Annotated in this window: 21 protein-coding genes; 4 read left to right on the plus strand and 17 right to left on the minus strand. The window is 35.5% G+C overall.

From position 1 onward, the window contains the following. Positions 1 to 178: 178 nt before the first annotated feature. From ACGHIN_RS01285 to ACGHIN_RS01295, 3 genes are all read left to right on the plus strand, one after another. Positions 179 to 2,023 (plus strand): M1 family metallopeptidase, encoded by a 1,845-nt coding sequence (locus tag ACGHIN_RS01285; protein WP_390450203.1) that lies wholly within the window; start codon positions 179 to 181, stop codon positions 2,021 to 2,023. 164 nt (positions 2,024 to 2,187) lie between these two features. Continuing rightward, positions 2,188 to 2,946, plus strand: coding sequence for a type III pantothenate kinase (locus ACGHIN_RS01290; RefSeq protein ID WP_390450204.1), 759 nt, complete (start codon positions 2,188 to 2,190; stop codon positions 2,944 to 2,946). Beyond that, positions 2,946 to 3,482 (plus strand): GNAT family N-acetyltransferase, encoded by a 537-nt coding sequence (locus tag ACGHIN_RS01295; protein ID WP_390450205.1) that lies wholly within the window; start codon positions 2,946 to 2,948, stop codon positions 3,480 to 3,482. Before ACGHIN_RS01290 ends, ACGHIN_RS01295 begins: the two co-directional genes overlap by 1 nt. Here the strand turns inward: ACGHIN_RS01295 and ACGHIN_RS01300 are convergent. The 17 genes from ACGHIN_RS01300 to ACGHIN_RS01380 all read right to left on the minus strand — a co-directional run bounded on the left by ACGHIN_RS01300 (position 3,479) and on the right by ACGHIN_RS01380 (position 20,391). Beyond that, positions 3,479 to 3,910: a nucleoside deaminase gene (locus ACGHIN_RS01300; RefSeq protein WP_390450206.1), complete on the minus strand. Its 432-nt coding sequence runs from the start codon at positions 3,908 to 3,910 to the stop codon at positions 3,479 to 3,481. The two genes, ACGHIN_RS01295 and ACGHIN_RS01300, sit on opposite strands and share 4 nt — an antisense overlap. Further along, positions 3,910 to 4,533 (minus strand): energy transducer TonB, encoded by a 624-nt coding sequence (locus ACGHIN_RS01305; RefSeq protein WP_390450207.1) that lies wholly within the window; start codon positions 4,531 to 4,533, stop codon positions 3,910 to 3,912. The genes ACGHIN_RS01300 and ACGHIN_RS01305 overlap by 1 nt, the downstream gene beginning before the upstream one ends. A gap of 49 nt (positions 4,534 to 4,582) precedes the next feature. Then, the gene (locus ACGHIN_RS01310; protein ID WP_390450208.1) at positions 4,583 to 5,503 is read right to left on the minus strand and encodes a helix-turn-helix transcriptional regulator; all 921 of its coding nucleotides are present in this window, start codon (positions 5,501 to 5,503) and stop codon (positions 4,583 to 4,585) included. 141 nt (positions 5,504 to 5,644) lie between these two features. After that, positions 5,645 to 6,088 carry an SMI1/KNR4 family protein gene (locus ACGHIN_RS01315; protein WP_390450209.1) on the minus strand — a complete coding sequence of 148 codons (444 nt, stop codon included), beginning with the start codon at positions 6,086 to 6,088 and terminating at the stop codon, positions 5,645 to 5,647. A gap of 32 nt (positions 6,089 to 6,120) precedes the next feature. Continuing rightward, complete coding sequence (locus ACGHIN_RS01320) at positions 6,121 to 6,423, minus strand: toxin-antitoxin system YwqK family antitoxin (RefSeq protein WP_390450210.1); 303 nt, start codon at positions 6,421 to 6,423, stop codon at positions 6,121 to 6,123. 72 nt (positions 6,424 to 6,495) lie between these two features. After that, a complete protein-coding gene (locus ACGHIN_RS01325; protein WP_390450211.1) occupies positions 6,496 to 6,726 on the minus strand; it encodes a hypothetical protein in 231 nt (76 codons plus the stop codon). A 365-nt stretch (positions 6,727 to 7,091) separates the two neighbouring features. Beyond that, complete coding sequence (locus ACGHIN_RS01330) at positions 7,092 to 7,367, minus strand: hypothetical protein (protein WP_390450212.1); 276 nt, start codon at positions 7,365 to 7,367, stop codon at positions 7,092 to 7,094. A 54-nt stretch (positions 7,368 to 7,421) separates the two neighbouring features. Beyond that, on the minus strand, positions 7,422 to 7,784 hold the full coding sequence (locus ACGHIN_RS01335; RefSeq protein ID WP_390450213.1) for a hypothetical protein: 363 nt from the start codon (positions 7,782 to 7,784) through the stop codon (positions 7,422 to 7,424). Positions 7,785 to 7,916: 132 nt separating this feature from the next. Beyond that, positions 7,917 to 8,186: a hypothetical protein gene (locus ACGHIN_RS01340; RefSeq protein ID WP_390450214.1), complete on the minus strand. Its 270-nt coding sequence runs from the start codon at positions 8,184 to 8,186 to the stop codon at positions 7,917 to 7,919. Positions 8,187 to 8,316: 130 nt separating this feature from the next. After that, on the minus strand, positions 8,317 to 8,748 hold the full coding sequence (locus tag ACGHIN_RS01345; protein WP_390450215.1) for a hypothetical protein: 432 nt from the start codon (positions 8,746 to 8,748) through the stop codon (positions 8,317 to 8,319). 16 nt (positions 8,749 to 8,764) lie between these two features. Next, positions 8,765 to 9,034: a hypothetical protein gene (locus ACGHIN_RS01350; RefSeq protein WP_390450216.1), complete on the minus strand. Its 270-nt coding sequence runs from the start codon at positions 9,032 to 9,034 to the stop codon at positions 8,765 to 8,767. Between the two features lie 5 nt (positions 9,035 to 9,039). Continuing rightward, the gene (locus ACGHIN_RS01355) at positions 9,040 to 11,244 is read right to left on the minus strand and encodes a zincin-like metallopeptidase toxin domain-containing protein (protein WP_390450217.1); all 2,205 of its coding nucleotides are present in this window, start codon (positions 11,242 to 11,244) and stop codon (positions 9,040 to 9,042) included. A 67-nt stretch (positions 11,245 to 11,311) separates the two neighbouring features. Beyond that, entirely contained in the window at positions 11,312 to 14,275 is a 2,964-nt protein-coding gene (locus tag ACGHIN_RS01360; RefSeq protein WP_390450218.1) for a hypothetical protein, read from the minus strand. A gap of 28 nt (positions 14,276 to 14,303) precedes the next feature. Further along, positions 14,304 to 17,963, minus strand: coding sequence for a hypothetical protein (locus ACGHIN_RS01365; protein WP_390450219.1), 3,660 nt, complete (start codon positions 17,961 to 17,963; stop codon positions 14,304 to 14,306). A gap of 301 nt (positions 17,964 to 18,264) precedes the next feature. Continuing rightward, positions 18,265 to 18,435: a hypothetical protein gene (locus tag ACGHIN_RS01370; protein WP_390450220.1), complete on the minus strand. Its 171-nt coding sequence runs from the start codon at positions 18,433 to 18,435 to the stop codon at positions 18,265 to 18,267. A gap of 232 nt (positions 18,436 to 18,667) precedes the next feature. Beyond that, a complete protein-coding gene (locus ACGHIN_RS01375; RefSeq protein WP_390450221.1) occupies positions 18,668 to 19,705 on the minus strand; it encodes a patatin-like phospholipase family protein in 1,038 nt (345 codons plus the stop codon). A 185-nt stretch (positions 19,706 to 19,890) separates the two neighbouring features. Continuing rightward, positions 19,891 to 20,391 (minus strand): M15 family metallopeptidase, encoded by a 501-nt coding sequence (locus tag ACGHIN_RS01380; protein WP_390450222.1) that lies wholly within the window; start codon positions 20,389 to 20,391, stop codon positions 19,891 to 19,893. A gap of 372 nt (positions 20,392 to 20,763) precedes the next feature. Between ACGHIN_RS01380 and ACGHIN_RS01385 the strand changes: the two genes are divergently transcribed. Then, complete coding sequence (locus tag ACGHIN_RS01385; protein ID WP_390450223.1) at positions 20,764 to 22,146, plus strand: T9SS type A sorting domain-containing protein; 1,383 nt, start codon at positions 20,764 to 20,766, stop codon at positions 22,144 to 22,146. The last annotated feature ends 7 nt before the right edge of the window (positions 22,147 to 22,153 follow it).

The following is a 22,153-nucleotide window of genomic DNA, read 5'->3' on the forward strand; positions in this document are numbered from 1 at the left end:
ATGGATTTGATAAATGTGCAGATTTTGAGCATAATCATCTGTGGAAATCCGTGTAATCTGTGGGTAACTAAAATTAACTATACAATATAAGAGCCATCTAAATGTATAAAACCTCAAATAACTCTACATTTGAGGTTCAAACAGAAATTATTACCTTTAGAAAAAAATAAAATTTTAAATGAGAAAATCGGTTGCAATCCTATTTGCGTTTATCATTTCACAATTTCAGGCTCAGCAGACGCCTTATTATCAGCAGGCTGCGAAATACAAAATGGATATAGACGTTAATGCTGAAAAATTTACATACCAGGGAAATCAAACCTTAGAATATACCAATAACTCACCGGATGAGCTGAAGGTAGTGTACTTTCATTTATACTGGAATGCCTTTAAACCGAATTCCATGATGGACCAAAGAGTGAGCAATCAAGGGAAGAATGGTGATTCAAGATTGCAGAAAGATGGAGTTTCAAGATTGGCTTCTATTCCGAAAGATCAGGAAGGCGCTCAAAATATTCATTGGATCAAGCAAAACGGAAAAGATCTGAAATTTGAAGTTCAGGAAACCATTATGAAAGTGTATTTGAGTGAACCAATCAAACCAAATTCCAAAACGACTTTTACTTTGAAATGGGATGCGGTTATTCCTCAACAGATCAGGAGAAGCGGGAGAAATAACAGAGAAGGTGTTGATATGACGATGACACAATGGTACCCGAAGATTGCGGAATATGATTATGATGGCTGGGCAACTTTTGATTATGTGGGAAGAGAATTTCATGCTCCGTTTTCAGATTTTGATGTGACCATTAAAATCAATAAAGATTATGTAGTGGGAGCCGGTGGAATTCTTCAAAATCCTACTGAGGTAAAAGGATATGATGCCAATGCCAAGGTTAAAACCGAAAAAGATAAGAAAGCGGTTTGGAAATGGACTGCCAAAAATATGCTGGATTTTGCATGGAGTGCAGACAGAGATTATATTGTAAAAAGCTTTGATGTTCCTGAAGGTCCGAAAGTATTTTTAGTCTATCAGAATAATGAGAGGACTAAAGTTTGGGAGCAAGCACAATCTTACGTAACGAAATATTTCCAGCTTATGAATGCTCATTTCGGGAAATATGTGTATCCGACTTATGCATTTATCCAAGGAGGTGACGGTGGAATGGAATACGGAATGTGTACCATGATCTTGGGTGAGGCTCAGGATATAGAAGGATTAATGGGCTTAATGGCTCATGAAGGAGCGCATTCATGGTATCAGCAAATGTTGGCTACCAATGAAAGCATGCATCCGTGGATGGACGAAGGGTTTACCAGCTATGCGGAAAATTTTGTAATGAATCAGCTGTTCCCGCCAAAAGAACAGCTTCCGAATCCGTTTGCCAATAGTGTTAATGCTTATAGAAACTTTATTAAAAAAGGAATTGAAGAACCTGCAGTTTGGTTAGGAGACCATCACGATAATGGTTCGGCGTATACTTATTCTACTTATGTAAAAGGTGAATTGTATTTAGTACAGTTAGGATACATTATGGGTGAGCAAAACCTTGCTGAAACATTGAAGCAGTATTATGATCAATGGAGCATGAAGCATCCTTCAGACAGGGATTTTCTTCATATTGCTCAAAAAGTTTCCGGAATGGATCTGAAATGGTTTCATCATTATTGGATCAACACGACTAAGACCATTGATTATGGAATCAAGGATGTAAAATATGACGCTAAATCCACAACCATTACTTTGGTAAATAACGGACAGGTTCCGATGCCAATCGATTTCAGTGTGATGACTGCAGATAAAAAAATCGTGACTTATCAGATTCCATTAAATATGACCCACACCTGGAAAGAGAAAGATATTTACGGTGACTTTAAGACCATGGAATACTGGCCGTGGACTCAAAAAGAATATACTTTAACAATTCCATATACGAAATCTCAGCTGGCTGTTTTAGGAATAGACTTCAGCCAGAGGATTGCCGATGTCAATATGGAAAATAACTTTGTTGAAGTAAAATGATATAAATAAGGAGTGTTCTAACTCCTTATTTTTTTGAATATAATTCACCATATCGTCAAATTGGTCGTATTTTTAAAAATAATCATCAGATTCAGCAAATTTTTAATTTCTAAAATTTTATTTTTACCATTATTTTTTTGCCATCTTTTAGTTATAAAAATTCAATGAATTCAATCGTAATCAATATAGGAAACAGCAACATCAGATTCGGACTTTTTGATGATGACAATTGTGATATTTCCTGGGTAATCAATACAAAACCGTATAAAACAGCGGATGAGCTGTATGTTCAGATGCTGATGCTGTATCAAACCTATAAAGTGGAGCCGGAACAGATCAATAAGGTAATTATAGGATCTGTGGTGCCCCAGCTGACCAAAGTGATGAGCTCGGCGATCAAGAAAATTCACGGGATACTTCCGGTTATTGTAGACAGGACCACCCCTTCCGGGGTGCAGGCCAAATCCAAGCAAATGGGGACTGATATTTATGCTAACCTCGTAGCCGCACATAATTTATATCCTGACAGAAAAAAAATCATTCTAGATTTTGGAACGGCACTTACGGCAAGCTGCATTGCTGAAAGCGGAGAAACTTTAGGCGTAATTATTGCCCCGGGAATTGTTACTTCCCTGAATTCATTGATCAGTCAAACTGCACAACTTCCTGAAATTGAACTAAAGAAACCAAAATCTGTTTTGGGACTGGACACCATCACCTGTATGCAAAGTGGAATGGTGTATGGCTTTTTAGGAATGGTAGAAGGCTTTATAGACCGGATCAATGATGAAGTGAATGATGACTGTTTTGTGGTGGCAACAGGGGGTGTTTCTCATATTTATAAGCCATTAACCGATAAAATTCATGTCATGGACAGGCTTCATACCTTGAAAGGGCTTTATTTCTTAGGAAAGAATTTATAATGAAAAAACTGCCAGATATAGAAACCGAAAGGTTGATCCTCTCTCAACTGAAAGAAGAGGATATTCCTTTCATTGTAGAATATCTTCAGGAAAGGGATTTTTCTGAGCTTACATCCAATATTCCTTATCCTTACACAGAAAAGGATGCTGAATTCTGGTTGAAAGTTTCCAAAGAGACTTTCGAAATGAAAACCGGGTTTACTTTCGCCATCAGAAATAAAAAAAACCGAATAATTATAGGTGCAATAGGCCTTCATGACCGGGGCGATGATAAAGCTGAGCTGGGCTATTGGCTGGCTAAGCCATTTTGGAATAATGGCTTCGTGACGGAAGCTGCAAAAGCAATTCTTGTTTTTGGATTTAAAGAATTACAATTCAATAAAATTTATGCCACCCATTTTATTCATAATCCAGCTTCCGGTAAAATTATGCAAAAGATAGGAATGGAAAAAGAAGCCTTATTAAAGCAACACATAAAGAAAAACAACGAATACTTTGATGCAGCCATGTATTCGGTTTTCAGAAATAAAGATTAACGTTTAGATTGAAAGAATTCTTTCACAATGGAAGAGCATTCATTCTCCATAATTCCGGTAATAAGTTCCGTTTTAGGGTGAAGAGTAAGATGCTTATTGATGAAACCTCGCTGTTCATCGCGAGCCCCTATAACCACTTTGGAGATTTGTGCCCAGGAAAGTGCTCCAGAACACATTACGCAAGGTTCTAGCGTAACATATAACGTACAGTTCTTTAAATATTTTCCGCCCAGAAAATTAGCGGCAGATGTGATGGCCTGCATTTCCGCGTGAGCCGTAACGTCATTCAGGGTTTCTGTGAGATTATGAGCTCTTGCAATGACGCGATTATTGGATACTACAACACATCCGATGGGAACCTCATCTTTCTCCAAAGCTGTTTCGGCCTCCTGAAGGGCCATTTTCATAAAATATTCGTCGGTAAACATTAGTCTCCAATATTCATAGTTAAAGGAAGCCTGTAACTATATCTTACAGGAACACCGTTAATAATAGCCGGGGAGAATTTTTCTGAAATGCAATATAATGCAATTTCCGCCTGACGATTAAAAGTAAAGTTATCTCCCTGTGCGTGAACGTTACTTACGCTTCCGTCCTTTTCTACAATAAACGAAACATGAGCTTTGACTGTTTTTACTTCGGAATATACGCCTTCGGAATAAAACAATTTGGCAATTTCGTTACGTAAGGTATTCATCCCACCGGGATAGTCCGCACTTTTTTCCGTAATAGAACCTTCTTGAGTAGCTTCCGGTTTTTGATACGGATTTTTTAGCCTATTCACATCTTCAAGGTTCCTTACTTTTAATAAAGCTCCAATCATTGCTACATTTTCAATACTGTCCATTTTCTTCATGAAAAACAAAAAATCACGCTTGATGGCTGCCTTTCCAAAAGCATCGGTTTCGGCATCGAATTTTTTCTTAAACTCGGTGTTGAGCATGGTACGATGCTGGTTGTAAAAATTCCTTACCTGCTTAAACTCTTCCTTCTGTTGCGCATAACAAAAAGAAAATGAAAAACAAATCAGGTAAAGAAGTAAAGATTTCAATGTCAAAATATATTTATGTAAATGTAATCAAAAATAATTCAGAAAATTCTTATTCCTGAATATAATTGTTCAGGGACTCCTGTAAATGACTTCGGATGTCATCAACTAAACTTTTCGGTTCTAAAACGGTGACTTCTTTTCCGTAGGATAAAATTTCCTGCATGAAATCATAGGTTGGATGCAAAAAGAACTCAAAATAGATATCTTCCGGGGTTTCTTTAATACTTTTCTGTGACTGATGAAGCGGAAAGCTTTTAATATACTCTCCCTGATGTCTGCTGCATTGCAAAACAATTTTTTGTGGATTTTGTTCCGCAAGATTCATTACCCCAAATGCATTCTTGAAATGCTCCCTGAAATTATAACTGTATTTTTCCCTAAACTTATTTTTACTGACATCAAGATAATTGATGCGGTCCAGACCAAAAGATTTCAGCATTTTGTCTTTGGTGTCAATAGCAATAAGATACCATCTGTCTTTAGATTCTTTTAAGGCTAACGGATGAACCTTTCTGGAGGTCATGAGTTTGTTCTTGTAGTTATAATGCTCAAAGCTCACCACTCTTTTGTTTCGGATGGCAAAAAAAAGATCATAAAAATTTTCAATTCCCGTAGGTTTTCTAGATTCAAAAAAGATAAAATTAGAAAAATCCGGATGCAGATTTAAAGCGTTACTTACCTGGAAAGATTCCAGTAATTTCTGGTTGTATTCATCCACTTCCATAATGGGACGGCTTTCTATATAATACCGGTTATCGCCTTTTTTCTTATTGTGAATGGAAAGATTAAAAAGATCTGAAATTTCATGGATATCTCTTTGTAAAGTCCGGATAGAATAGCTTTTGATTCCAGCGTCCTGGAATTCAAAAGAATTTAAAAGATAGTCCTCCAGTTGCGAATACGTAGCCGGAGAACTTTCTAATCTTTTAATGATTAAGGCATATCTTGTCAGGTAAAAATCTTTTTTCATGATCTAATTTTATAAAACAAATATATGTCCTTAATGCGACAAACTATGTCGTGTTTTATTTTTGTGGATAAGTTTTTACTTAAAAGTAACTTCATCAAAAACTGCTTGCAACGGCTGTTTTATAAAAAGGCGAGTCTGATTTTAAGATTTTATTCCTTTTATTTTTTTCTCTATATATTCAGAAAAACTGTTATTTATCTTTTTATAGCCGGGCTTACTTTCACTGTTTTCCCATTCATCTAAATAAGAACAATAGTAATAAACCGGCGGATTATCTCCTTCATCAAAAAAGAAAAAATGAAACTGTTCACCGCCATCTAATGAAGATATGACCCAAAAATCTTTTTCCATTTTGAATTGATTATCACTTAAAACCCTTTCAACGGAACTTCTGAGGTTTTCATATATTGAAAAGCTGGATGATTCTGAAAATTGTATAACATTATTTGATTCGCCACCTAGATAAAGGAACTCGCGGTAAGAATCGGGAAATTTATTCTGAGCAAATGATTCCATTTTTTCAATTTGTTCGCGGGTAATCCCTTCATTACTTTCATTGTTAATAGAGGAATTATCTTTCATCATTTTTAGGTATTTAATTTTCATCCAAAAGTATATTAGAATCTTTTCCCGTAATTGCACAAACTTTTTCTAATAGTTCCCGAAGCAAAAAAATGACTTGAGATTTTATTTCCTTCCTTATCATATTCTGCAAAATATACGTCAGTCGCTCCATATTCTAAGCTTTCATTCCGTACATTTCCGTTCTCGTAAAACTCAATTACCCAACCAATATCTTCACCATTCACATATTCAGTTTCGCCGGCTATTTGTCCGTTTTCATAGTAACCATGAATTATAAATCCTGTAAATGGTTTACCATTATAGCTTCTATAAACTCCTCCAGAATAAATATTCATTTCTTCTTTTTTTAAATCATTATTATCCACTCTAATTTTATCAGGTCTTCTTTTATTTACATTCATAATTTATTATTTAAATTTTGTAATTTTTTCTAAAAATACTACATCTTTTAGGATTAATTGACAGTCACCACATCGAATCATATATTCCTGTTTAATTATATTTTTATTATAACCTAAAAAACCTTTTAATACATCATCTGTAAGTGTTATTCCATTATTCTCTAATGGTCCATAATAGATCATTAAGCGCCAGAACTTCAGCATGAGTTCCAGGCAATCCAGTTCTTCCCCAATCATATGAAGAAGGATGTTTTATTCCTTTTGCTATTTCATCAAAATGAATCTTAAGTAAATTTTCTATATGAGGATGCATATCATATTGTAAATATTCTTTTGATTTAGATATTTAAAACTAATATATCCATTCTTTAAATTCGCATTAGTTCCACTTTGACCATCTATAAACATTTAATTTTCTATTATTAGCTATCGTTCAATATTTGATTTCGTCATAGTTTGTAAGAATATTTTCAAGAATTTTCTCAATAGTTTAAGGTCTTTTACATGCCTGTGGTTTGTTGTTAGAAATTCATAGAAAAGACTATTTTTTCATAAGATATAGTAAGTAAAAAGAAGCTGCCCTTTTGAGACTGCTTCGTAAATTATCTTCTGATACCCTTAGAGTGCTTTCGAGCTTCGATAGAAGGTATTTCTCTTTCTTTAAAAGAATCATAATTATTTCTGATTTTTTCCGACAATTCTTTCAGTTGTTCAAAATCATAGTCTTGCTCTTCTTCATTGAGAATAAAACTTTTACTAATGTCTACAAAACTATTATGAAATACAACCTCTATAATTTTTTTATCATCAATTTGATAAAGTGTAAAATCCCAATTATGTTGAGCTAATTTTTTAATTGGTTTTTGCGGGTTATCCATACTTTAACGTTTACTTGTTGCCAATTCCTCTTTCCCCCTCTTTTATTATAGATTTTATTGTGGAAAAGTTGTATAAAGTTTTTCCAATACATAATACTCTTGGGCTCCAGAAGCGGCTGCTTTAGAAATCTTACCTGTTTTTAAAAATTCATCAACTTTTTGAACAACATTAACACAATTAGTGTTAGAAGCTTGTACAATTTTTCCATCAACAATATGATGGTTAAAATATATCATAGCATCATCTAAATACTCTAAAGCTTCTTCCGGTTTTATTTTTGAGAGTTTTTTAAGGCCTTCTTCAAATTCTTCTACAGTCATAGTAATGCATGCATTAATGTTTTCAGCCATTCCGGCCTTCTTCACTTTTTTCTCTCTCTCTCTCTCTCTCTCTCTAGTTTTTCCTGGATTTTCCACTGCTTATCCTTCCATCTCTTCTCCGTAGGAGTAAGCACATGATCAGCCACATTTTCCCCAAACCCGAAAGCTTCATCCAAAAATTTCTCTAATTTAGAAAAACAAAACCGCTTCAAGTGAAGCGGTTGAAAATCATTCTTCTATTCTTTCAAGTGACTGTGGTCCAATAATAAACTCTAACTTTAAAGTTTTCTCATCAAAAGCAGCAGAATAAAAAGCATTACTATCATATTGCTGATCATTAATAGAAACCATATAAGAAACAATGTGCATTTTTTTGAATGTGCCATTAGGTTGCTTAACGTTTCTTAAACTTACATAATTTACAGAATCTGAATAATAAACTTTTTCTTTTTTATCTAAATAGTTTTTTAGCTTTTTTTCTAATTCTTGTTCTATCATGATTTATATTTTGGAATTTTAATATTTCTTTTTTCTAATTTTATAATAACTTCAATATCAAGATAAATAAAAGCGTGATATAATTCCTCATTATTGAGATAAAATTTCTTTGCGTTAAAAAGTGCTTTTGTTAATGCATTAATGCAGTAATTGACGCATTCTCTGTTATAGAAATTTTACCTGGAGCTCCTCCTGCGGGATGTGGACCATAAGTCAAATTCTTTTCTCCGTATTTAATTTCACAACCTTTTTTCGCTAAATCATCCATAATGCTTTTCCAAAGCTTTGGGTGAGAAACTTTTCCTGAACCGCAGATTGAAAAAGAAGGGTCAGGATCATAACCATCTTTCCAGAATTTTTTTATCCTTTTTCGTCTCTCTATACCTTGTCTTCGGATTTCTGGTTTTCTGTTCTTCCTTGCAAGTCTTTCTAGTATAGCTTCCTGCTTATCCTTCCATCTCTTCTCCGCAGGAGTAAGCGCATGATCTGCCACATTTTCTCCAAATCCAAAAACCTCATCTAAAAATTTCTCTAATTTAGAAGAAAATAAAAACCGCTTCAAGTGAAGCGGTTGAAAACTATTCCTCTATTTTTTCAAAAGATTGAGGCCCTACTATTTCTAATAGTCTATGCGTTTTTTCATCAAAAGTAGCAAAGTATAATCCATTTCCATCATAAGGCTGGTCAGAAATGGGAACCATGAAATTTACCAAATGTAGTTTTTGATGGTCACCATTTAATCTCTTCATATTTCTAATGCCAGAATATTTAATAGAATTTTTATAATATATTCTTTTATTTTCTAATAAAAATTTTTCTAACTTTTTTTCTAATTCTTGTTCTAACATAATTTTTAGATTTTAGGAATTTTAATATTTCTTTTTTCTAATTCAAATATAACTCTACCATCAAAATAGAAAAACGCATGTTGTAATTCCTCATTATTGAGATAAAATTTCTTTGCGTTTTTTACCAATTGGTCATAAACGTATTTTTCTCTTTTATAAAGACGTTTCCAGTTTTCAGGAGTATAATTTTCCTCCATTATATGACTTAATGGGGCATCTTTCACATATTCATCAAATCCAATCTTATACATTTCTTCAGCATGAAAATGTTCATGTGCCATCAAATATTCTGTTACATTCTGTTTGTAAAGAATGGTATTGGTATTGGGGTCAAATTGAGCTAATACGCTTGGATCTTTAAATCTTTCTACTTTTTTTAATGATGTTCCAAACTTCTTCTTCAATAATTTCCCCCATTCTTCAATATCATATTTTGATAATATCTTTCCGTTATATACTCCGTTTCCTTTTATATTTTCAGGAGAATATTTTTTATTTTTCCGTTCTAGTTTCTCCTGAATTTTCCTTTGCTTATCCTTCCATCTTTTTTCTGCGGGAGTTAAAGCATGATCTGCCACATTTTCCCCAAACCCGAAAGCTTCATTCAAAAATTTCTCTAATTTAGAAAAAATTTCCTTTGGTCCTTTTTTAAACTCGCGAAGCATCATTCCGATGAAATCTAAGACCCGTGTCAATAGGTTTTCAGCTTTGGAAACTATCTGAGCAATCTTTTCCAATGGCTTTAGCAGAAAGCTTTCCACCGTTTTTGCTAATTTGGCTACAACTGCCGCTCCGCCTGTGAGAAGGGTTTCAACAATAATATCTGCTATCATACCAATGACATAACCGTAATAATAAGCAGCTTTCTCTAATGTAAATCCAGGCATTGCTTCATCGATCCACTTTACCAGTCGCAACACTGTTCTCATTTGAAAGGTAATACACCGATAAAAGAAATCTGCATAGTCAAACTTCATAATCCCTTCCATCATATCTTCCATCAGTTCCAAAAACATTTCTCCATATTCGACCTTGCGGTCTTTAATCTTCTCCATAGTAGCCACTGCTTTAAAAATAAAGCCTATGAGAGAGAAAATCCCTGCAATGATATCGATCAGGCTATTGTAAATACCACACAAAAGTGCATTCGCGACCTGATGGCCTCTGTAGATGACATGCTGCAGCCCGGTAAGGGGATCTGCAAGATATTCTTCCATTTTGTCGATCTTCCCAAAGAACAGGTTTAATGCCTGTTTGAGTTTTCTATAGATGAAATCCGGGAAAAAAGGGTCTGCATTATTAAGAAGGTTTTTAAAATCCGATTTCACATCACTGATCTTTGCAAAAAGAGTTCTAACGATTCCGGAGCTAATTTTTTTCTGACCGTCCAGGTTTTCATAAGGATTCGGGGAAGCTTTATGCTCGTAATATTTTTTGAGCTCCCTGTGAAGAGCGTCCGGAATAAAAGCAGGACTGTATTCTCCTTTTTTCGGGGTGGGGTTCCAGCCGTTTTCTGTGATTTTTAATCCGGCAATATTATCAGCAATCGTTTCTTCAAAAAAGGCTCCTGCTTTTTCCAACAAGTCCTGTTTAAAAAAACTGAATATTCTTCCTACACTCGCATCCTTTAATCCTAAAAACCAGCTGATAAAGCCGACTTTGTTTCGATAAATTTTTTCTTCGATCAGTTTTTTAAGGGCTTCCGGAGTTACGGTTACTTCATGCTTTCTTGTAAAATTGAGTATATCAGCAAAAGGAATGTCTTTTTTATGGGTAAGATTGGTTCCTGCAACTGCTCTGAGAACGGTGTTCCGGTTATATTTATCATCTATTTCCATGAAAAGGATGAGTTCGTTGCTTTGTGGCAGAGCTTCCATAAATCGTTGTAATAAGAATGCACCATCCCTGCTTGCAAACAGTACAACATCAATTCCTCCAATAGTCTGATTAAAACGGGTTTTGTAGAGGGTAACTTCTTCTATGTTTCCTCCGAATACAGGATCATCGGAATATATCTGAAAACCCTTTCCCTCTGTAACCGGCTTTCCATTGTAATAAGTATCAGCAATTTGTTTTGAAGTAAGTTGTTTGAATTCTACAGGTGATTTCAGAACAGAAAAGGATGAGCCGGAAAGATTTGGATTATTGCTTCCTAAAAGAGAATTCAAATGGGTTTCCAATAAAGGATTATTTAATATTTCTAAACTCATTTTGTGATTTTTAAAGTTAAAAGGGCAGAGTTTTTAGGCTCTGCCAATCATTATAATAAGAGGTTTTTTAATTATACACTCTAATTTCAATAGTTCCGGCTGTTCCGGAAACGCTTGCCGGGCTTCCGTCATTATTTCTAAAGATGCTCAGGAAAAACTGATCATCATTGAGTCTTCCGGCGCGGCATCCAAAAGGAACCCCACCGTCGGTAGAATTGATTTGGGATTGAGACCAGGCTTTATTGCTTGTGAAAGCGTCTGCCAATTCGCCTACGTATTCGCCCGTAGAAGTCTTCGACCAGACAATATCTCCTATTGTATTTTCTAAAACTACAAATGAAGGGTCAAATGTTCCAGCCTGAAAATTTAATAAAGCTGTATAAACTTTGTATGGTCTTGATGCTGTTACTTTATCATCGACATATTTTTTCTGCGTATAATCCAAATCACCGATGGCATTCGTAAAATCTTTTGCAGATGTATAACCTACTGTATCAAAAAAGCCATAATTAAATCCGTTATATGGGGGTAACGTATCATTAATACCTCCTTGAAAACCATATAGACCAATAACAAAATTGCTTGATTTTGTGGAATTTGAAACTGTCATATCAATACCAGTATCATCAGCAAACATGATTCTTTCAGTTAGTCCATCATCAGTACCTGCTTCTTTTGAGAGTCCTACATAATTAGTTGGAGCAAAATAAATATCACCGGTTATTGGTTTTGTTGATGGTGTTCCCGTTGAAGGTATAAAACTATCATCGACATATTTTTTCTGAACATAGTCAAGATCTGAAGAAGGAGCGTATTGCTTTCCTCCTCTTGCTCCGTGAGTAGAGTCAAAAGAAATAATAGGATCGCTTTGGCCAACTTCTTTTATGGTCAGACCATCAGCATTGGTGGCAGTTCTGATGTTTTTAAGGCCATCAGTGGTTTTTAAAGTAATACCGGCATTCGTTCCACCGATGTAGAGATCGGTAGTATTTTCATTTCCGATGGTTGCGGTATTGTTTCCATTTCCTACTGCGGCTTCCCCTATAACTATTTCGTTAACTGAAGTGGCAGAATCCTTAAATCTTGATCTGTTACCTATAATAACCCCTCCTGTAACATCTTTACACCATCCGGTTCCAGCCCCAAGAAAAACACTTCTTTTAGATTCTTCAACCTGGAAACCTGCTCCCCCTCCAACAGCAACAATTTCATTAAACGGATTAGGCGAATTTGAATTATATGTTCCTTTGAACTGTTGTAAAGCTCCGGTACCGATTAATGTTGCAGAACTAAGGTATTGGGCATTTGGGGCAATGTCCTGTCCAAGGGCAACAATCCTGTGAGGGGTTTCTGCATTTGCTACAATATTGTGCCCGACAACTTGGTTTAGTCTTGAGAGTTTAGCTGCTTTAAAATTATCATTTCCAATAACTGTTGTTGTATTGATAGAATTTGTACTTGTTAAAGAGTCTGTTCCCAGAATGGTATTATTGGCTCCGCTAGCATATTTACTTGCTGAATTTTTTCCGATGGCCACATGTTTTTCACTGGCGTTACCGGTTCTGATCTCAAATGTTTTATCACCATAATAATCCCTGATTTCATATACAGAATCCTGAAATTCATTGTTTTTAACATGATTGAGTTCAACATAAATATCCCCGGTAATATTAGTCCCTTCAAGAAGTAAATCAAAGTTATTTCCAGATGTAGCGGAAACACTTGCTAATTGGTTTTTTGTACCTAGCCATGAATCCGGATTACCTGAATCTATCACACCACTTACATTATATCCCCATGTACCTGTACTTCCTATATTGGAATATATTGTAAATAAGTAAACTTCACCCGGAATCAGATTGTCAAATAGCCTATAAGTCCCGGCGGGAGATAAGTTGAGTGTTAACTTCTTCGTAACGGTGTCATAAGTAGCATTAGAATTTGGCGGAGTATTGACAATCCCTAATGAAACATTTTCTGTTGGAATTTTATGATACTCATCCTGAATATGATTAATGCTTTTTCCGTTAACTCCTAAATACTTGTCTTTGAAGTTCCCTTCAATAAGAGGTTTATAGCTTGGATCCCAGGTTCCGCTGCCATAAAATTCTGTACTTCCTACAATAAAGTTATGCGTGGGTTGATGTCTCTTAGGGTCTTTGTATATTCCGTTTCCTAAGATTACATCATTGTCAAGGAAGATGTCATAAGCCTCTCCAGGATACTTAACTGTCGTAAGATCCATAATATTATTTCCTAAAACAACGGAATTGAATACATATCTGAAATTTCTGATATTAGCTCCTACAAGGGTTGAGGTATGAAAGTCACCTGCCCAGATCTCATTTCCGAAAGCAACAACTCCCGACATCATATTTCTAAGGTTAAAACCGTTACTGGCTGTTGCTACTCTATTAGGAGCGTTGTGGGGCATTTTAGCATTACAAATACCTTTACCCATACCAGTTACACTATCCCAGATTGGGACGTCATTAGTAGGGAATACCGCCGTTCCAAAAAGAGAAAGATTCGTTCCGTCAACGACCCCCTTTCCTAAAATATTTCCAAATGCTATTAGAGAGTCGTGGGCAGGATGTGAAGGGCGATAATCAGTATTACCTGTAAAATCCTCAAAAATATCACATCCCTGAACGGTATATCGTGAATTGTATCCATTATCACTTTCTTGTTTTCCAACCATATTTGGCAAAACATTCCAGCCAGAAACTAATGCGTCATACATTACTGCCTGATCCGGAGATTGCTCGGCTCCGTTAATGAATATCCTTCTGTCTGTATCTACATAATGAGAGACGCCATTATGAATTTCTTCCGTGTCTGCGAGTTTTCCAGATAACGCTAGTGAGCTTAAACCTTGTAAAACAGGCGTTTTTGCATCTCCGTTTTCATCAATGGCGTAGTCTGTATAAGTAGCTGTACCTGGTACAGCTACTTGGTAAAGTACATTGGTTTCTCTTTCTCCTTCAGGAGGCAATGTATTTACACGTATAATTTTTCCTATATTCGACATATTATGTTTTTTATTAAAAGTTGATTTTTTAGTTTACGGCAGGTTGCCAGTCTCCGGTGATTGCTTGCGCTGTTGAAGAAGGAAGTTCTATACCTAAAAGATGATCATTCTTTTCAAAGTTGAATTTATCCTCAGTAATCACTTCTGACGGAACCTCGAAATCATCAGGGTCTTCGGTAGTGAATGGTAAAGCATGGGCGACTTTTAAACCAATACTTTCTGCCTGAAGGATATTTAATGTTGTAGGAAGTCTCGTTAACCAGGCTTTTCCTTGTTTGATTCCTTTTGGTTCCTTCAATTCATCCACAATAGACAGATAAAGTTCATCCCCAATGACAGGAACCTCACCACCATTCCAGATTTTACCGGTTGCTAAGTAGAATTGTACGGCATCTTCAAATCCCGGTCGTACCGTTACAACAACTCTTGCCATACCACTTTGTAGAAAAGATCGGAATAATGGGTCCACATCATCGGATTGATACAGATCGCTCCAATTGCTTTTCTTTCCCCAATAGTACGGGTACAGATAATAGGATAGATTTTCCCATTCGAAAGCTTGTTCCATGAACTTCACAAAAGCTGTATATTTATCTAACGTAGAAGAAAGAACAGTTTCGTAATCTCCGAAAGAAGTGCCGATTGTAAGGCCTTCCAAACCATACCCATGTGTAGAATTAGCATTTCTGTCTGCCATATAGGAAATACAGTTTTTTCTAAGGATTATGTTTTCAATCTGACGATAAAATGCAGGATTTGACCCTTTTATCTGTACAGCCTTATTCTGTTCTTCTGATAATTTATTATTGTACTCTACCAAGGCTTCTTCATAAGCTGTAATAATAGCATTAAAAGTTTTTCTTAACCATGCTTTTTTATATTCAGGTAATACCTGAAGGTAAATAATTACCGAAGAAACCTGGCCATGCTGTGCCACACTAAAATAAGAAACAGGAACTTCTTCGGTGTATTTAGGCATGACTTTAGGATTACCTAAAACATTATTATACTGAGTATTATCGGCCACAGTAATAGCCTGCCACCCTTGTCCTAGGTAATTTTGGGCACCAAATTCAGACTCCGGTCCAATATTAATTTGAGAGTGTGTTGTATAATAACCTTCAGGGATTTGTATTTTTTCAACGGATGATTTAGTAAAGCCTGCTTCTTTGGAGTTTTGGTTGGTGGCGAAAGCTGTTCCTACTACTTTATAATCTTCCGGTTTGCCATCAATTTCGACATTATATTTACTGGCCCAGTATCTTAAAACCATATCATTCTCAAGTGCCAAATAATCTTTCATCGGCATATTTTGAGATGTTCTTGGATCTTCAGGCTTAATTAAAGAGGCTTGATTGGCATTTTTATCCAGTGCCGTTCCCAATAAATGAAGTTTAGCCGGTTCAGGGATCATAAACTCAAACATCATTCGCTTTCCATAGTTGTAGATCTGGTTTTTCATCAATTTATCTACCCATCTGTAAACACTCACAACATGTTTATCTCCTTTTCTGTTATCAAAACCATGAGAATTGTTTTCTTCAAATTCTTCGATAATTTTCTCAATTCTTTCTTCATGCACCTTATTAACAATTCTGTCCATTGCTCTTGATGTTATATCCTGAGCCTGGTTTGCAGCTTGTCTTGTACTTTCCTCCTTAGATTGATGATGAGCATAATTAGCTCCTGCATTCAATGAGAATGTACCTTTCGGAGATGTATAAGAAGTATTGGCATAAGCTCCAATGTCTGTTGCTTCCTGCATCATTTTCGCAATTTCGGTCTGCATTTCAAAACGATTGGCTGTAGTAGTATCTGAAAGCTGTTCTCGCTCTGTATCCGAAGATGTAGTGGTCGTATTCTCGGTTCTCCTTAATTTTCTAGTAGACTTTTCACGATATTCACGAGCCATAATATTTTCGATGTGCGCAACCTCACCTTCTACATAAGCATGTGTGCTTTGCTCTACCTTTAAATAATCTGCAATACCAATATTTTTAAAACCGAATCCTGAAGGGATAAATGTGTTTTCCGGATCTACCGGCTCTCCGGGATTCCCGGGATTATTTGCTGCCCAAGTCTCAAAATATCCAGATAAGCAGCTTTTTAATGTAACACCTGGTACGGTGAAATGAGTAGTCTGTCCATTGGTAAATGTAATATCAAATTCAAAATCGCGGGTAACATCAATAAGCATTACACCTGTTGTAGTAGGACTCGATAAAAGATCAGATAAATAAATGGTGTCTCCACTTCTGGATTTAGTGAAATAACTGAAGTTTGAAGTTATAATCTGATTATTGCTGCCGTATTCTTTATGAACAAGGTTGATTCCTGCTACATCCCATGAGCTGTCGGGAACAGTAATGGATAGTGAAAATGTATTATATCTTCCAATTTTTTGAGGACATAACTGATAGGTGTAAGGTTCAAAACCAGCTTTGGACATGGGAAGAATAACGCCGCCAATGCTTGTATAGACTTCATTATTGCCGTCTGTATTTTCAACAATTGTATTGTTTGATTTTTCAACAGATTCACTAATTAAGGCATTTATTTCTGCAAATGTGTTTCTGCCCTCCAATAAAGAATTGATTTGAGCAATATCAGCTTCAGTAGGTTTTACGGGATCAAACTCCGTGTAAAATTCAAATCCTAAAATGTTAAGAGCAGTTTCGAGGTTACCGGGCTTTAATGTTGCAGCTAATGATTCTCCGGAAATTTCATCTCTGAAATTAAATTCAAACTTTGGAAGTACTGGTTGCGGAACTTCTTTGGGCTGTCTGCAAGGATCATTTGGGTCATACTCCTGTTCAGGAGGTCTTACATTGCAATATTCAGCCTTAGCAGCAGCAACAGCTTCATTATATTCTGCCATAATAGGAGCAATTTCAGTCTGATATGCTTCTTGCTGTAATTGATATGCTGTTTGATATTCTTTGCTATACTGTTTTTCAGCTGTGGCAAGATTCTTTTTTAGCTCCTCATATTTTCCAAGCATTACTTTTGATAATGAAATTTCCTGCTGCTTTTTCATCTCTTCGGTTGGGAATGTTTCCTGAGCAACATCGGCAATTCGGGATGCTTGAGATGAAGAAGGGCTGTTCTCATCCATCATAAGTTCTTTAGGCAATACCACTCTGGCCTCTAGTAATGTTTTGGCTTCATTTTCATTGTTTGCCTGATGTTGAAGGGCATGGATAGCGAATAGCATTTGCATCACGGTTTCCTTGATATAAAAATCTTTTTGAGTGACCACCTGATAAATCAGGTTATTCCATAAAACAAGAAGATTAGGAGTAGTATACCCTATAGATGCATATACTATATCTCTTTGCTGTATGAATTCCTCATAGGTACAAGTTCCTTTGTTTCTGGCTAGCCAGGCTGCGAAGTGATAAACAATAGCATAAGTGTTTTTGAATGCATTCAAGTCAGTTATGCAATCACTGTTTTGTGCATAAAGACCTGCCCGCTCTCTTAAAAGGCTCAGTTTTGATCCTGTTCCGGTAGTTACAGGAACATAAAAATGAGTATCTGTTTTAAGATCTTCAGGAATTAGAATAAATCTTTTATCCTGTTCTTTCTCATCAGATAATTGTGGACTTCTCAGACTTACAAATCTGAAAAGTGTTTGTGTAGGTGTATTCTCTGCAATCGGTGTTACAGGAGTTTCATTTTCTGTCATTTTGTAATTTTTTTGTTTAATAAGTTAATTTGGAAGCTTCTTTTTATTAGAATGTCTTCATTTAGGAGCCTTATTTTTTTAGGTGGTTTCCGACTCTGATATCCACCGGGCTTTTTAATCAGAAGTTTCATTTATTTGTGATTTTATCATGTGGATTTTAAACACAGTTCTGGCCGTCCAGCATTTTTGTGAATGATGAATTCAAGGGCTTATAGAAGGTTAAATGATTATTTTTGTGTTCTTAACTAGCGTTTCAAAGGTAATGGTGAACGACGACAGAACTTGGCATGTTTAAAATTCTTTATAAAATTTCTTCTTCAAGAATATCATTTTCAAAATCATCTCTGAAGAAATTTTCAATCTCATTAAGATAGTTTTCATAATCTATCTCTGCATTTTCGATGTCACTCCATTCAATAGTATAGAGGTCTTCATCAAAAATAATATCTGAATGGTGATGTAGTGTTTCCATATCTTGTGTTGATGAGGGTTTGTTTAAATTTTGATACAATTTTGACTGTTCAGCATTAATAAATGTTGAATTCAATAGTTGTTGTAAAGTTTTTAATGATAGTTTTTTTGTGCTTGGTTTATACTTCAAAAGTAAGAGCTGAAAGCGACAAAACTTGACGTATATTTTAAACTTTTTAAAATTTAAAATATAAGCTAATTGGATTATATTTTATTGTTATAAGCAAAATGACTTATATTTTGTTTTTGATAAGCTTTTGCACAATCTGATTAAGCATTTCCCTGTTGTCATCAATATAACTTAATCCTGCCTGAATCAGATTTTCAATATTAGATCTTCTTACGTTATCCATCGCAGGAGAAGCATTTTTCAAGGAAGGATTGATACGGTAATAATTCTTCTGATTTCTCTGTCCTAAGGTTTGGAACATCTGACAAAGTTGATAATCAACGGTTTCAGCATTAGCAGACATTAAAATATCGATAATAGGATTCACCCATCCGATTTTTCCGGCTTTCTCCAGTTTCCTGAAAGAATAGCTTCTGGATTCAAATCCGGTTCCTATAGAAACAATAATCATATCATTTACACCAGGGTAGTTGGGTTTCTGATGGTTTTTTAACACTTCGGCAAAAGGCGTTTTTCTTGCTTCTGCGTAAGCACAAAGTGCAGGATTATTAGCAAACATTCCACCGTCGATCAGACTGAAGATCTGTCCATACATAGATTTGATCTGTACCGGGCTGAAATAAGTGGGCGCGGCTGAGGTAGCTCTGCAAACGTCTTTTACATAGAAGTTGTCGTTACTCAAATGGGCTTTCCATGAATTGAAAAGCTTGGCTCTTCTGTTTTCAATATCATAACTTGTTATTAAACATGGTTTTATCAATTCTTTTAGTTCTAAATTTCCAAAAAAGTCATTCAAATTTTTTTCAAGCGCTTCCTGGGAGATCTTTTCATTCAGCAAACCAAATGGGTTGATCAGTTTTTCCCAAAAAGACACCTGGAATATGTCGCCACCTTTTTCAGCATATAATTCTAATCCTTTCTGAATAGAATATTTTGCTTTCTGGTGTCCATCAGGACATAGAATGATAGAAGCAATCAGGCCTCCCGTACTGCTTCCTGCAATAAGATCAAAATAATCCCCGAGTTTGGCACCCGGCTTATCGTGATACTGTAGTTGCTCTTCTATGTAACGCAGAATAATGCAGGTAATGATTCCTCTTATTCCACCGCCGTCCAAAGAAAGAATGGTTGTCTTTTTCATGATGCTTTTAATTATGTAAAAAATACCAGACAGCTTTAGAAAATTAAACCAACAGTTTTTTCTCAAAAACTATTGGTTTTGGGCATTTATTTTTACAGCTTTTTGGTGTTTTTCTGTAAAGCAAAGGTAGGTGGGGGAAGCGACAGAACTTGACGTATAAAAAATTAATTTCAAATACAGGAGAATTAAAAAATGACATATCCATCTTTATCCCTTTTCATTTTAGAGAGGATTCTCCAGCTGGTTTTGATCAATTTTTTCTTAGTCGGAATGCTCTTTTTTTCAAAATGAGGAAGGTCTTTGAAAGTCTTCCAGCTTCCACCCCAATCCCATCCGTTTTTAGCGAAAATTTTCACACATTCGTACCAGTCGGCTATCTTATCATTATCCCAGTCTTTCGCAGTGTCCCAACTTGCCACTTTTCCATCAATGATCATGCATATATCTACAGCGAGGCCATAGTTGTGAATACTTTGCCCCGCTTTGGCGTTGGTTACTTTTTTCCCTTTTGTGATTCTACCAATGGCATATAATTTTTCCTGCTCCTCAAAAGATCTTAGTCCCTGAGTGATTCTTACTTTAGCTCTGCCGATCAGAGCCTCGTCACATTCTTTAATAATTTTTTCTACTTCCTCTCTTACGGAAGGGTGTAATTTTTCAATTCGTTGTAAAGATATCTTGTCCATATTTCTATTTAAATAAAGTTTTAGAAAGCAAAAGTAGAAGCGGGAGACGACAGAACGTGGCGTGTTTTTAAAAAAGAAATTAATTTCATTTAATGATGGATAAGCTATTTTGAGCAAATTATATTTCACCTAAACAAAACAGTTAAAAATTTAATATAATCTGATAATTGAAATGGAATTTTTCTTATATTCGTGAAATAAACTAATAAACATGATAAATATTTCAAACTCAGGTACCCCAAAGTCAGAACCTTACAAAACTTTAATGAAAACATTTATTCTATCTTAAGTGAATAAGTGATTTTTTTCAGATGATGATTAGTGGGAAATCTTTATAGATTTTTCATATCTATTGTTAACAAAACCTATTTTATGTATAAAATCTCTTACAGGAGAATTTTCACGATGGTACTATTGTCGTGCTCTTTCTCTGCCTATTCCCAGCTGGTTGGTTCGGATGCCCAACTATGGGAAAAGGCTAATCCTACTTTGCGTGAAGCGACACGATGTAAAGATGAAAATCTATTAAACTTTCATTGCGGCATCAAAGACAAACTTCTCAAAAAATATATTAAGTACAGTAAGAACAAGAGTCATACTCTGAGTTTGGTTCACACCTCAAAAGAGGATGAGCTGATCTGGAAGAATACAGACAAAAATGTTTCCTTAAGTAATATGGCATATGATAATGGTAAAGAAAAGAAAGAAATCAGAAAAAGACCAAGTATCTTTTCCTTTGCCGGTACTGCGGACATAAAAGAAAAATCCGATAGTTTGAAGATCAAATTTGAAGATCAAAATCTTTATGAGATTATTTTCTTTCCCAGAAAAGCCAAAACAATGGATCTCAACAAAATTCATTCTTATTTGTCTATCAAATATGGAATATCCTTGGAAAAAGGAAAGTATTATGGTAGTGATGGTAAGGTAATCTGGGATCCGGAAAAGCATAAAGATTACAAACACAGGCCAACAGGTTTAGGAAGAGATGACGGAAACGAGCTTTACCAGAAGCAATCCTCGAACCAGGCAGATCCGTTTTTGGCTATCGGAATGAATGATATCAAACGGACTAACGTAGAGAACCCCACGACTATTGACAATAATAATTTTGTGATATGGTCTGATGATAATAATGGAATGTCTTTAAAAGCAGAAAAAGATTTGGATGTTGTAGAGAGAACCTGGGAAATCAATTTTATAGGAAGCAAAATTCCCAAAACTGATTATAGTGTAAGGATTATTAAAGAAACCGTTAATCCGCGCGCGCTTCCTCTTTCCTACTGGATGCTGCTTAAAAAAGAGAACGGGGAGACTAAAAAAATTCCGGGAGTTGAAAATGAGAATTATATCATATTCAGCCAAGTTGATTTCCTGGATGCCTTTGACTCCGGAGATAAGACCCGTTTCACTTTTGCGGTGGGACCAAAAGGTAAAAAAGAAAATGAAACTGACCCTTATTCTGGGTCCGGTCCCGGGACTGAATATGATGAAAAAGCTCTTTCTTTAGATGTAAGCAAAATAATGCTGTATCCAAATCCTGTAAAGAAAGATCAAAATTTTAACATTGTTTTTCCTAAAATGGAAAATTTAGTGATTTCAATTTACGATGCTGGAGGAAGACTTATAAAAATGGAGAAAATCAGTGATAATGTAAGATCATATGTTGGTCATCTTCCGGTTCAAAGTTCTTACTTGATCAACCTTACGCAGAATGGGAAATTGATCAAAACATTTAAATTAATTGTTGACTAAGCTAACC

Source organism: Chryseobacterium barbadense, from assembly GCF_042849955.1.
Classification (GTDB): Bacteria; Bacteroidota; Bacteroidia; order Flavobacteriales; family Weeksellaceae; genus Chryseobacterium.